The 13,624-nt window shown below is 46.8% G+C and carries 10 protein-coding genes; all 10 read left to right on the forward strand.

The genetic code is table 11. The annotated features are described in order from the left end of the window. Positions 1-22: 22 nt before the first annotated feature. The gene (locus tag CKW15_RS22780; RefSeq protein WP_095152721.1) at positions 23-262 is read left to right on the forward strand and encodes a LapA family protein; all 240 of its coding nucleotides are present in this window, start codon (positions 23-25) and stop codon (positions 260-262) included. Between the two features lie 201 nt (positions 263-463). Next, complete coding sequence (rfbB, locus tag CKW15_RS22785; protein WP_095152722.1) at positions 464-1,540, forward strand: dTDP-glucose 4,6-dehydratase; 1,077 nt, start codon at positions 464-466, stop codon at positions 1,538-1,540. Next, on the forward strand, positions 1,537-2,430 hold the full coding sequence (gene rfbD / locus CKW15_RS22790; protein ID WP_095152723.1) for a dTDP-4-dehydrorhamnose reductase: 894 nt from the start codon (positions 1,537-1,539) through the stop codon (positions 2,428-2,430). Before rfbB ends, rfbD begins: the two co-directional genes overlap by 4 nt. Then, on the forward strand, positions 2,427-3,323 hold the full coding sequence (gene rfbA, locus CKW15_RS22795) for a glucose-1-phosphate thymidylyltransferase RfbA (protein WP_095152724.1): 897 nt from the start codon (positions 2,427-2,429) through the stop codon (positions 3,321-3,323). The genes rfbD and rfbA overlap by 4 nt, the downstream gene beginning before the upstream one ends. A gap of 385 nt (positions 3,324-3,708) precedes the next feature. Then, positions 3,709-5,154: a mannose-1-phosphate guanylyltransferase/mannose-6-phosphate isomerase gene (locus CKW15_RS22800; protein WP_095152725.1), complete on the forward strand. Its 1,446-nt coding sequence runs from the start codon at positions 3,709-3,711 to the stop codon at positions 5,152-5,154. Positions 5,155-5,281: 127 nt separating this feature from the next. Next, on the forward strand, positions 5,282-6,652 hold the full coding sequence (locus CKW15_RS22805; protein WP_095152726.1) for a phosphomannomutase: 1,371 nt from the start codon (positions 5,282-5,284) through the stop codon (positions 6,650-6,652). Between the two features lie 130 nt (positions 6,653-6,782). Continuing rightward, positions 6,783-7,499 (forward strand): hypothetical protein, encoded by a 717-nt coding sequence (locus CKW15_RS22810; protein ID WP_095152727.1) that lies wholly within the window; start codon positions 6,783-6,785, stop codon positions 7,497-7,499. Then, positions 7,499-10,015: a glycosyltransferase gene (locus tag CKW15_RS22815; protein WP_095152728.1), complete on the forward strand. Its 2,517-nt coding sequence runs from the start codon at positions 7,499-7,501 to the stop codon at positions 10,013-10,015. Before CKW15_RS22810 ends, CKW15_RS22815 begins: the two co-directional genes overlap by 1 nt. A 132-nt stretch (positions 10,016-10,147) precedes the next feature. Beyond that, on the forward strand, positions 10,148-12,556 hold the full coding sequence (locus CKW15_RS28235; protein WP_143498500.1) for a glycosyltransferase: 2,409 nt from the start codon (positions 10,148-10,150) through the stop codon (positions 12,554-12,556). A gap of 117 nt (positions 12,557-12,673) precedes the next feature. Continuing rightward, positions 12,674-13,501, forward strand: coding sequence for an acyltransferase (locus CKW15_RS22820; protein ID WP_095152729.1), 828 nt, complete (start codon positions 12,674-12,676; stop codon positions 13,499-13,501). Positions 13,502-13,624: the final 123 nt, after the last annotated feature.

Raw genomic sequence — 13,624 nt, forward strand, 5'->3', positions numbered from 1 at the left:
GTCGCCAATCAAGGAATCGCTGATGCGTAACCTCAAGCGCGTATTGCTCGCGGTATTCGTTTTGGTGCTGATTTTGGCGATCCTGGCGTTTGTGCTCGAGAATCAGCAATCAGTCTCCCTGCTGTTCTTGGGTTGGGCGGGGCCACAGTTGCCGGTGTCATTGGTCGTGGTTATTGCACTGCTTATTGGTATGGTGATTGGGCCGGTTCTGGGCTGGTTTCTGGGGCGTGCGTCCAAGATTTCGCGAAAGCGTCTTGTCTGATTGCCTGGCTTGAGGAGATATCGAACTCATCTTTAGTCACGACTTTCCTGTATTTCGTTCGTGAAGCGTCCATTAAGCTGTAAAGTTTGACGCCTGAACGATAGCAGCGTCGTTTCAGACTGATTCTGCCAGACGCATTATTTGATCTGATGGCTTTTGCAGGTTCGCAGTCCTGTCAGCAATTTAAGAGTACGGTTTCGCGTGAAAATCCTAGTAACCGGCGGCGCCGGGTTTATCGGCTCGGCTGTCATCCGCCATATCATCTCCAATACCGCCGACTCTGTCGTTAACGTCGATAAACTGACATATGCCGGTAATCTTGAGTCGCTGGCGGAAGTCAGTCAGAACTCGCGTTATGTGTTCGAATGCGTCGACATTTGCGACCGTGGTCAAGTGGATCGCGTCCTGCGTGAACACCAACCGGATGCCATCATGCATCTGGCCGCAGAATCCCACGTTGACCGCTCGATTTCCGGCCCGTCCGAGTTCATCCAGACCAATATCATCGGCACTTACACCTTGCTGGAAGCGGCACGCCTCTATTGGTCCGCGCTGGATGACACACGCAAAGCCAACTTCCGCTTCCACCATATCTCCACCGACGAAGTCTACGGAGACCTCGAAGGTCCGGAAGATCTCTTTACCGAAACCACACCGTATCAGCCAAGCTCGCCGTATTCGGCCAGCAAGGCCAGCTCCGATCACCTGGTTCGTGCCTGGGCTCGCACCTACGGCCTGCCGACTCTGGTCACCAACTGCTCAAACAACTACGGTCCCTGCCACTTCCCTGAGAAGTTGATCCCGCTGATCATTCTCAACGCACTGGAAGGCAAGCCGCTGCCGGTCTACGGCAAAGGCAATCAGGTTCGTGACTGGCTCTATGTCGAAGATCACGCCCGCGCACTGTACAAAGTAGTGACCGAAGGCGTGATTGGCGAAACCTACAACATCGGCGGCCATAACGAGAAGCAAAACATCGAAGTGGTGAATACCCTGTGTGCACTGCTCGACGAACTGCGCCCAGATTCCGCTCATCGTCCGCACGCCAGCCTGATCACTTATGTTCAGGATCGTCCGGGCCACGATCAGCGTTACGCAATCGACGCCAGCAAAATCCAGCGTGAGCTGGGTTGGTCGCCGGAAGAAACCTTTGAAACCGGTATCCGCAAGACCGTCGAGTGGTACCTGAGTAATACTGAGTGGGTAGCTCACGTGAAGAGCGGCAGCTACCAACAATGGATCGATCAGAACTACGCGGATCGTTCGGACAAAGCATGAAAATCCTCCTGCTGGGAAAGAACGGCCAAGTGGGCTGGGAGCTGCAACGTTCCCTCGCGCCGCTTGGCGAGTTGATTGCTCTGTACCGTCACCCGGTTGACGGTTTGAGTGGCGATCTGTCTGACCTAGATGCACTGCGTGCGACGATTCGTCAGGTCAATCCCGACGTCATCGTCAACGCTGCAGCTTATACAGCGGTCGATAAAGCTGAATCCGAGACCAGGCTGGCTGATCGTGTGAACGGCGAGGCTTGTAGAGTCATGGCTGAAGAGGCTATGTCCCTCGGCGCATGGCTAATTCACTATTCGACTGATTATGTCTTCAGTGGCGAGGGTTCGAAGCCTTGGCAGGAAAACGATGCGGTCGCACCGCTGAATCACTACGGCGCGAGCAAGCTGGCTGGTGAACAGGCGATTGTTGAAACTGGCTGTAAGCATTTGATCTTTCGAACAAGTTGGGTATACAGCGCTCGCGGTAACAACTTTGCCAAAACCATGCTGTGTTTGGCCAGGGATCGCGAGAGTTTGAATGTCATTGCTGACCAGGTCGGAGCTCCCACTGGTGCCGAGCTCATCGCCGATGTTACGGCGCTGGCCATACAGCAAGTTGTTGTGCGTCCTGTACTTGCGGGTATCTATCACTTGGCGGCTGCTGGGGAGGTTTCCTGGCATGGTTATGCTAATCATGTGATTGCTTTTGCCAGGCTCCAGGGGGAGGCGCTTGCTGTGAAAGTCGTCAATCCCATAGATACAACCGCTTATCCAACGCCCGCACGTCGTCCGTTGAACTCACGGTTGAATACTCAGAAACTGCGCGACAATTTTTCTTTACACTTGCCGGATTGGCAAAGTGGTGTAACCCGAATGCTTAGGGAAGTCCTGAACAAATGACCACGACAAATCGTAAAGGCATCGTTCTCGCTGGTGGCTCGGGTACTCGTTTGCACCCGTTGACCCTCGGTGTATCCAAGCAGATGCTGCCGATTTACGATAAGCCGATGATCTTTTATCCTTTGTCGGTACTGATGCTCGCGGGCATACGTGAAATCCTGATCATCTCCACGCCAGATGACTTGCCGAGCTTTCGCAAATTGCTGGGTGATGGCAGTGTGTATGGCGTCAAGCTCAGCTACGCAGAGCAACCCAATCCAGACGGATTGGCGCAAGCCTTCATCATCGGTGAGACCTTCATAGGTAACGATCCTTGCTGTCTTATTCTTGGTGACAACATTTTCTATGGTCATCACTTCTCCGATAACCTGCGTTCGGCCTGTAATGAAACGCAGGGTGCAACGGTATTCGGTTACCACGTGTCTGATCCGGAGCGTTTCGGCGTTGTAGAGTTTGATACGAATGGCCAAGCGCTGAGCATCGAAGAGAAACCGATTAATCCAAAGTCCAGCTACGCGGTTACCGGCTTGTATTTCTATGATAATCATGTGGTCGAAATTGCCAAAAGCCTCAAGCCTTCCGCACGCGGTGAGCTGGAAATTACCGATGTCAACCTCGCCTATCTGAAAGAGAAGGCGCTCAAGGTAGAAATTCTCGGGCGTGGTTTTGCCTGGCTGGACACTGGTACTCCCGATTCGCTGCTTGAAGCCAGTCACTTCGTACATACCATCGAGAAGCGCCAAGGGCTGAAGCTGGCGTGTCTCGAGGAGATTGCCTTTGACAATGGATGGGTTTGCGCAGAGGAGCTATTGGTCCAAGCAAATCGCCTTGGAAAGACGGCCTATGGGGATTACTTGAAAAGGCTTCTGAAGGGGCGCCACGCTGAAATTTGATCGATGCTAGAGGTTGATGCTGATTTGATGGCTCGGATAGGGGATATTTATCTGTTTTCAAATGATTTTTTGTTCTCCTGTCGGCACATGAGTTATTAATTCCCGGGACTAGCTGTAGAATGGCCAGCAAAGTACCCACTCCTTATCCAGCGCTGCATTCGAATCTCTATCTGCTTGTTTTTTCTTGAGGAGGGCTTCACTGCCCAGCACCATGCACTCAATGGAGGGATGGGCAGGAACGTCAGAGGAGCGACGCGGGCAAGGCTAATAAGGTTTGATCGACGTTAAGCTGTCAACCCTGTAGCACTACAGGAATGACTGGAAACATAACTGAGCCCCGCTTACTGGTTGCATCCGCCAGAAGTGGGGATTAAGGACTTAGAGCATGGAACTGATTCCCGTAATTTTGTCTGGTGGAGTGGGTAGCCGGTTGTGGCCTGTTTCTCGAGAGGCTCATCCCAAGCCATTCATGGAACTGCCAGATGGTCAGAATCTGATCCAGAAAACCTTTCTTCGCGCATCCCGCCTTGAAGGTGTTGTGGAAGTTCTTACGGTGACCAATCGTGAACTTCTGTTCAAGACTGAAGATGAGTACGGTTCGGTTAATAATAATGCCAAGCATGCTCAAGGTTTCATTCTGGAACCTTTCGGTCGCAATACCGCTGCTGCCGTCGCAGCGGCTGCACTCCAACTGGAAGCCACGCATGGTCCTGACGCTCAGATGCTGGTGCTGGCTGCCGACCATCTGATACAAGACGAGAAAGCGTTTGCCGCGGCAGTTGTCTGCGCGATGAAGCTTGCAGCCGAAGGCTGGCTGGTTACTTTCGGTATTCAGCCAACGTACCCGGAGACCGGGTTTGGTTACATCGAAGCGCAGAAAGATGCGCCACTGATGGGTGGCTTGAAGGTCGCGCGCTTCGTTGAAAAGCCGGATCTCGACACTGCACAAAGCTACGTCAGTGCAGGTAACTACTTCTGGAATTCCGGTATGTTCTGTTTCCGGGTCGGTACGGTTCTTGATGAGTTGCGCCAACATGCTCCGGATGTCGTAGAGGCAGTAAGTAGAACTATTGAAGTATCGCGTCTGACCTCGTCCAACAAATACCGTTGTCTGGCGCTTGATGCCGACGCATTTGCGGAAGTTCCGGATATTTCCATTGATTACGCATTGATGGAACGCTCGTCCAAGGTGGCTACTGTTCCGTGCGATATCGGTTGGAGTGATATTGGCTCCTGGAACGCCGTCAGTGAGCTGTCCGAGCCTGATGAAAACGGCAACCGTTTTGAAGGTGAAGTACTGTCCCACGGTTCGCGCAATAACTACGTGAACAGTGAGGGGCGCCTGACTGCATTGGTTGGCGTGCAAGACCTGCTGGTGATCGATACGCCTGATGCGGTGATGATTGCCCACAAAGATCATGCTCAAGACGTAAAGCATATCGTCAACCAGCTCAAGGCATCGAACCACACTGTCCATTTGCTCCACCGCACAGTGCATCGTCCTTGGGGCACCTATACAACACTGGAAAACGGTGAGCGCTTCAAGATCAAGCGTATTGTGGTGAAGCCTGGCGCATCTCTGTCGTTGCAAATGCATCACCATCGCAGTGAGCACTGGATCGTGGTCAGCGGTACTGCTGTCGTCGTCAACGACCAAAAAGAGTTGATGCTTCATACAAACGAATCGACCTTTATTCGCGCGGGTCACAAACACCGCCTGAAAAACCCGGGTGTGATTGATCTGGTGCTGATCGAAGTGCAGAGCGGTGATTATCTGGGGGAGGACGACATCGTTCGGTTCGAAGACAACTACGGTCGCGTCGATAAGTAACGACACTGAACCCGAAGCGAGCCCTATGCATGGTGGGCTCAGTGCGTCAGCGACGTTGCGTCCCTGGCGATCCATTCTTGCCGTTGCCGCCTCAGGGTGGCATCGGACATTTCAGTTAGTGAGTAGAATGTTTCCTCCTATCGTCACGCAATGCTTCAAAGCCTATGACATTCGTGGTCAGGTACCCGCTCAACTCAACGAAGACATCGCCTACCGCATAGGTCGCGCGCTTGTTGCCGAGTTGCAAGGAAAAACCTTTGTGGTTGGCCAGGACATGAGGCTCGAAAGCCCACCCTTGGCGGCAGCGCTGATGCGCGGCATTACCGAGGCGGGTGCCGATGTGATCGACATCGGGCTGTGCGGTACCGAGGAAGTCTACTTCGCCACCAGTCACTACAAGGTCGATGGTGGCGTGATGATCACTGCCAGTCACAATCCCAAAGGCTACAACGGAATGAAGCTCGTCAAGGCCGAGTCGCGTCCTATCAGCGGCGACACGGGCCTCGACGCCATCCGCCAGCGTGTCGATCAGGGTGACCTAGGCACCGTCTCGGCAGAAAAAGGCGCGGTTCGCCAAGCGTTCGACAAGACTGCCTACATTGACCATTTGCTGACTTACGTCGACGTCAGCGCTCTGAAACCCCTCAAGATTCTCGCAGATCCGGGCAATGGTGCTGCAGGCCCTGTGCTGCTGGCACTGGCTGCACGACTGCCGTTGCAATGGGTGTTCATCAACGAAGTGCCCGATGGCCACTTTCCGAACGGCGTACCCAATCCACTGTTGCCCGAGAACCGCGAACTAACGCGTCAGGCGCTGCTGGCCAACCAGTGCGACATGGGCCTGGCATGGGACGGTGACTTCGATCGTTGCTTCTTCTTTGATGCCGATGGTCGGTTCATCGAGGGTTATTACCTCGTCGGTCTGCTGGCCGAGATGCTGCTCAAGCAACACCCTGGCAGCAAGATCATCCACGATCCGCGCCTGACCTGGAATACCATCGAACAGGTGGAACAAGCGGGCGGTATTGCCGTTCAGAGCAAAACTGGGCATGCCTTCATCAAGGAGCGTATGCGCGAGGAAGATGCGGTGTATGGCGGAGAGATGAGCGCTCACCACTACTTCCGGGATTTTGCGTATTGCGACAGTGGGATGATTCCATGGCTGTTGGTTTCCGCTTTGATGTCGACGTCCAAAAAAACTTTGGCACAGTTGGTCGATGAACGGATTATTGCTTTCCCGTGTAGTGGCGAAATCAACTACAAGGTAGATAATGTTGAACCAGTTTTGCAGCGGATAGTAAATCATTATTCAGTGAAGAAAATTTTAATCGATAAAACTGATGGGATCAGCCTTGAGTTTGACGATTGGAGGTTTAATCTGCGGTGTTCAAATACCGAGCCGTTACTGCGCTTGAATGTTGAGAGTCGAGTAAACGCCGCAGTAGTGGAGGAGCGAGTTGCAGAGCTTGAAGTGTTGATATTCATAGATATTAAATAAAGATTTTTTGGCGCTCTAGCAAAGGTTTCGGTTAGGCCTTTAATATGTGTACTTCAGGTAACGATGGAACTCGAATTGTATTCGACTCGTTTCTCCAATCCGTACATTGGTGCTATTTAAGCTTTTTTATATGTTGGCAGAAAATAGTAATGTAACTATTAAAAAATGTGAGAAAAAAGACGTGGATAAATCTGACAACCTCGAGTTGAAGGCCGCACTTTCTCTGATCGAGGAGCAGAGAAACTACTTGGCTGAGCTTGAGCAGAGGATGGATGCCGCCGAAACAGCGCTTGTTAGAATCGAGTCCGAGCTGGAAATCTTTAAACTAAGCTCTGCGAAAATAGAAAAAAAAATGATAGTTTCCCCGGAAAATATTCTGGTATCTAAAAAAAACGTACTGAATAATTTTAACCAATCTATAGGTCTTGATCTTACGGCTCGCCGAAAGTTACTAAGTAAAGCAATTCCGCAACAGTTGTCGACGACAAGCATTGATTCCAAACAGAAAGGGATTCTGGGCAACGTCCGTTACAAGATGGCTAAAGTCACCCGTGGCATTTTGGTTGTAATTACAAAGGCGGCAGTTCAAAACACAATATTGCTCGCTGCCGCACGAAAAATTCTGATACGTTTTCCGAAAATATACTCAAAACTAAAAATTTTTGCCTTTCGGCGAGGATTGATATCGCCTGTTAAGGGTGCTAAGTCGGCTGGTCTTTTTGGAAGTGACGGAGGAAATGATATTCTGTTTGAAGGCTTCTTTCCCGGGCGTACACCATTGTCTCCGAGGGCTAAAAATATTTATACCGAAGTAATAGAACGTATGCCTAAACAGGAAGGTCATTGATGCGTATAGTCATTGATATGCAAGGTGCTCAAACCGGAAGCCGCTTTCGGGGGATCGGGCGCTACACAATGGCACTTGCGACCGCAATGGTAAAACTCCGGGGCGAGCACGACATAATTCTTGTACTTAATGGGCTTTTTCCGGAAACGATCGACTCCATTCGCGATGCATTCGATGGGTTGCTACCACAAGAAAAGATAAAAGTTTGGAGTTGTGTCGGGCCTGTACACGCATTTGATCCTTCAAATGTGTATCGGAAAGATATTGCTGAGTTAATCCGTGAAGAGTTTTTGGCAAGCCTGAAGGCAGATATTGTTCATGTAACAAGTTTAATGGAAGGCTTTGGGGACGATGCCGTGCATAGCATTGCTAGGGCGCCATTTAAAGTGCCGACGGCAGTTACTTTTTATGATTTGATTCCTCTAATAAAAAGTGACGTTTATTTTGCACCAAATCCAGGTTTTGAACGATTGTATCGAGAAAAAATCTCACACTTGAATCGTGCTGATCTGATGCTCGCTATTTCGGAGTCCTCGCGAGAGGAAGCTGTAGAATACTTAGACTTTTCTCGTGAGCAAGTAGTAAATATCTCAGCTGCCGTTGATGATATCTTTAAGCCTATCACCTATACAAAGGCAGCTTCGAAAGCACTAAGTGAAAAGTATGGTGTTCGTCGAAAGTACATTATGTATTCTGGTGCCACTGATGATCGTAAAAATCATTTGGGCTTAATTAGTGCTTACGGGTTATTGCCAGTTAATGTTCGTGAGGAATATCAGCTGATTTTAGTTGGAGGGCTACCCGATGAGCATCGTTACCGATTTGAACAGCATATATTAAAATCTAACCTCACCCTTCAAGATGTAATTATAACCGGGCGAGTATCTGATGACGAATTAGTGCAATTTTACAATCAGTGTGCGCTGTATGTATTTCCGTCGTTACATGAAGGATTTGGATTGCCGGTGTTGGAAGCAATGTCCTGTGGCGCTGCGGCTATTGGCTCGAACACGACCAGTGTCCCTGAGGTAATGGGGAATGCGGAAGCGTTGTTTGATCCCTATTCGAAGTACGCTATTGCTGAGAAAATGCTTCAAGTGTTGAATGATCCTTTGCTACTTCAACGATTGAGAGAACACGGCATAGCTCAAGCGAAAAAATTCAGTTGGGAAAATAGTGCTAGGTTGACAATTCTCGCATTTGAAAATTGGTATAAAATCTCCGGAGTGCAACGGAGGAAGTACTGGGAATTATCGAGTGAAGCTGATCGCCGATGCTGGCTAATTGACGAGATTGCTCGTCTAGGACCGGTTATGTCTGACACTGAGATAAAGTGTATAGCACAAGCCATAGCTACACATACCCCAGTGGAGACAAAGCAGTTACTGGTGGATATTTCGGGTTTAGTACGTGAAAAAAGTCGTTCAGGTATCGCGTATATATCTAGGCGGTTGTTGATGGAGCTATTAGCCAGTCCACCACAAGGCTATGTGGTGAGACCTATATACGCCTCAGATGATGATTTTGGTTATCGATACGCAGATAAATACGTCAGTGATCTCAAACGTGAACCTGAGTTCTTAGAGGATGGTTACATAGACATCTGCCAGGGTGATATTTTTCTCGGACTTAATGTTGGGATCGATGTACAGGCCAAACAGATTTATTTTTATCAGTATTTGAGACGATTAGGTATTAGCATCTATTTCGTACTGCATGAACTTAAGCTACCTCTGAAGCCTAGTGAATGCCCAGATGATTTCTCCAGTAGCATTCTTTACTCACAAGATATATCGCAATTTATCGACGGCTACTTTTGTACTTCACAGTTCATATGTCAAAATCTAGCGAGCTTGTATGTGAAAGATACAGAGTCCAGAGCTAGAAAATTAACGGTAAGCTGGTTTCCATTAGGTGCGGATAGTCCTTCTGCAGACAATGTATTAGCGCTACAGCAAGACTCACTTGACATATTGAGTGAGCCATATTCAGGCATCCGTTTTTTGCTAGATACTCGAAATATGAAGGAAGATGATCAGCACAAAATTATCTCTGTTTTTGAAAGGTTATGGACTGAAGGGTTTTCTATCGGGTTGGTGATGGTTTTCAAGTCTGATGGAAATGATCTTAAGATATTTCGAGATCGATATGGCAACTCTAACTTAAAACTATTGTTCATTCCTGTTGCGTGTGACGGAATATATAGGTATTTGCAAGCTGCATGCAAGTGCTTTATAGCCGCATCTCCAGATGAAAGATTCGGTGCAAGTATAATTGAGGCAGCCCAGGATGGATTATCCATAATCGCAACTGATAATATCTTGCATAAGGAGATCGCCGGAAGTCATGCTCTTTATTTTAGTGATGGTGACATGGAGTCGCTTCTTTCAATACTAAAAGAGTGGTTGTGGCTTTATAAAAAAGAGCTTTTGCCAAGTTCAAGAGATATAAAGCATGTGACGTGGTTCGAAAGCTCCAGTGATTTAAAGAAATTAATCTTCCCGGATGGTTTGTGATATGCGTTTTTATAGTGTCGGTTTTTAGGTTGTACAGTTCGTAGTCGTTTGTACGATTATGTATAAGGTGCAGAGGGATAAGAGATTTATACTTCTGGGAAGCTAAAAAATGTACAAGTAGGGAGGGGGTTTATGATCAAGTATGTGAGTGAGTTGAGAGAAGTATTAAATATAGTCCCAGGTTCGGCGCACGCATGGATTGGAGATTCTCCAACTGATACATTTCCTTTTGTTTCTGTTGATATTTTAAATACACCAGGTTTTAGAACTACTCCCGCCGACGTTAATCGCTTTGACGTTGTATGGATTCTTCAAGATCCAATTTCGCTACAAGGCTGGCGAATACTGCTGGATTCATCTATTAGGATGCTGAAATCATCGGGCATATTAATTGTTAGATACGTTCAAAATCGTTATATATCAATTCCTTCGTTAAAAAACTTTCTGTATAGAAAGTATGGCTTAACAGTTTCTGTATGTGCTGAAATTATCAATGGCGAGGAAATTGTCACTGCGTTTAAGATTGATCGCCAATATTGTATCGAAACAATGAATAAAAGATGGACCTTTGGTATTCTCACTCAAGGGAAGAAGATTCACCTCGTTGCTAAATTATGCAAAACGATACGTGACTATGGGGGTTGTGAGCATCAGATAATAATTGTGGGGCCGCAGAACGCCGCATATGATGAGTACGAACCTATCTATATTGAAAAGCAATACAGTACTGTTTTATCAGATATATGTGTAAAAAAGAATGATATGGTTAATCTCGCGGCTCATGAGAATCTGTGCATTTTACATGATCGGTACTGGTTAGGAGATGACTTTTTTATTGGGTTCGAAAAATATGGCTATGATTTTGATTTTTTGACAATAAGGCAGCAGCATCAATCAGGGAAGAACTATCCTTCATATTGTGCTATTGATGATAAGTCTCATCTTATATGGGGTCCAATTTATGAGTGTGGGAATGAACACCAGACTTGGAATAGACACTATCTGAATGGCGGGCTTATAGTAGCGAAAAAGAGCTTGCTTCAGCTTGTACCATTTAATCCGCTGATTTTTCATAATCAAGCCGAAGATGTTGAGTTGGCAAAGCAGTTGGACAGTATTTCAATTGTTCCTCGGATCAACCGCTACTCGTCAGCAATAACTGATGTACCTGACCATTTGACAGACGCATTCACAGTCTCTGAAGAAACAGATTATGAACGTGTTTTTTTTCCTCAAAACTCCGCGGTTATCTGCGAAGCAGAGCCAACTGAAATTTTAGAAGATGAAAAGATAGTTGATGTTAACTCAAAGCCTTGGGGGCGCCTTCAAGGAATTGTTAATAGAATAGAGACGCGTCGTAGAGCGGGCGCTAGCTGGAAAGGGGTTGTATTTCTTGGCCTTCAGATGGTTTACCGTCGACTGTTTAAGCCGAGAAATCTACAATTAAGTCCAGTAAGAAAAAGATTGAGTTCTCGGCCTAGTGAAGTAAAGGGGGTCAATGTAATTCTTTATGCCGGGGAATCAGGAGGGGTTGTTAATTTAACTACACATTATATGAATGCTCTTCAGCGGAAAGGGATACCTTTCTGTATCGTCGATGTGGCGCACGGTGTAACTCCCAATGTACTGCCCGATAATCTTCAAGGTTTTTTTTCAGCTGAACCGGTATATCCAACCAATATTTGGTGCATTGGTTTTCCATTCATTGAACACCATTTGAATAAGCTTAGCGCTTGGGCTGATGCTCGCTGGAATGTAAATTTCACACACTGGGAGTTGCCACATATTCCAAAACGGCTGGTTTCAAATTTTGACGCAATAGACTCCATAATGGTCGATACTGAATTTGTCTATGGTGCGATTGCTAGTGTGACAAAAAAAACCATAGAACTTGTTGATCCTGAGGTGCGAGTACCTTTTTCTATTGTAGAGAGATATGGTAGAAGTTACTTCGACTTGCCAACTGATAAAATACTATTTTTGCTAAATTGGGAGTTTACATCTTCAACTATTCGTAAAAACCCTAATGCGGGGCTGCGAGCTTTTACTGAGTGTTTTGTTGATGTAGATGACGTGGCGTTGGTGTTGCACGTTAAGTTTGAAATCAGGCACGGAAGTGAAAAGCTTCGCGAATATGAAGCATTTCTTGAAACAGTTCGGTTGAGGTTTCCCAATGTAATAGTGCTAAATACAGCAAGCTTCAGTTATAACGAAGCTCTTGGGCTGAAACGGTCCTGCGATGTATATGTAAGTCTTCACAGGTCCGAAGGGTATGGTATGGGGTGTGCAGAATCTCTAGCCTTGGGCCGACGATGTGTAATGACAGGTTGGTCCGGAAATATGGAACTTCTGAAGAATGCGGAATGGCGAGACTCCATTTACACGGTAGATGTTTCATTGGTTCCTGTGACACCTGAAGACTATCCTTGGGTTGATACTGAAGATGACGTATGTCAAGTATGGGCTGAGGTAAAGCATGAGGATGCTGTTCGTGCCATTTCCAAAGCCTATTGTGACGTTAAATCTTCGATGAGAATTTAAGTGATACCATGCCTATGAACTGTTGATAAAAAACGTTCATAGGCTTATAGAGTGGCGCTAAAGCTTCCATTACGTATGGGGGTTTAGCGACTGTGGTAATAATTAAAAAAATAGTGAGTGAACTCTGTGCAGCCCTTACCGATTACCGTAAATAAAGTCGTGACTTCAGCCGGGTCTGGGAGACTTGCTTCTCTAAATTCGTTGCGTGGTATTGCTGCATTACTAGTTGCAGTTGATCACTCAATACTACTAACTAATCGTCCTTCTGTAGATAGTCTCCTGTTTTATTGTGCCACCTTTATTGGTGCTTTTGGTGTTGGTGCTTTTTTTCTTTTGAGCGGGTTTGTAATTTACTTGAGTTTGGAAAAAACACCTCCATTGCAGTTTTTACTTCAACGAGTTTTTCGTATCTATCCTGTAATTATTGCTGCTGTTATGCTTCGCTTTGCTTCGCAGGTTTTTATGGGAGTAAGGGAAATTGATTTTCATACAGTTAAGATATTGATCTTGAATATTAGTTTGTTTGGTAATTTGTTTATACCAATAGAGAGTAATATAGAGCCTATTGTGTGGAGTTTGAGTGTTGAAGTTAAGTTTTATATTTTGATGGCTGTTGTTTTTTTGGTGACAAAAAATAGAGTAAATCGTCTGTTTCCTTGTTTGATTATTGTTGCGATAGTGTTAGGTGTATGGGCGGCGAATTTTCCCCTTTTATCTAAGCCCGCATTTATAGATTTGGCGCTTGCCGTCAGCAGTATACCGGTGCTTCTTATGGGGACAACGGCATGTCTCTATTATAAAAAAGCCATTGATCGAAAAAAGTCGGTTGTGTTGATTTCTCTACTTTTAGTCGCTTTTTCGTTTTCTCCGATAAACGATAATGTCTCCTTTTATAAAGGTCTTACCGCTTGGATTTTAGCTGCCTTTGCATTTGGTTTATGGTAAGGGATCCATGAACCCCACATTCAAAGCCGCTTATTAAAGTCTGATGCTGTGCTCTCGATTTCTTTCCGGAGCCAGCCCGTCATGATGCGACCCGACACCAAAGTCGAAAAAGTGTACCTCTAC

It is taken from the genome of Pseudomonas sp. Irchel s3b5 (assembly GCF_900187435.1).
In the GTDB taxonomy this organism is placed as follows: domain Bacteria; phylum Pseudomonadota; class Gammaproteobacteria; order Pseudomonadales; family Pseudomonadaceae; genus Aquipseudomonas.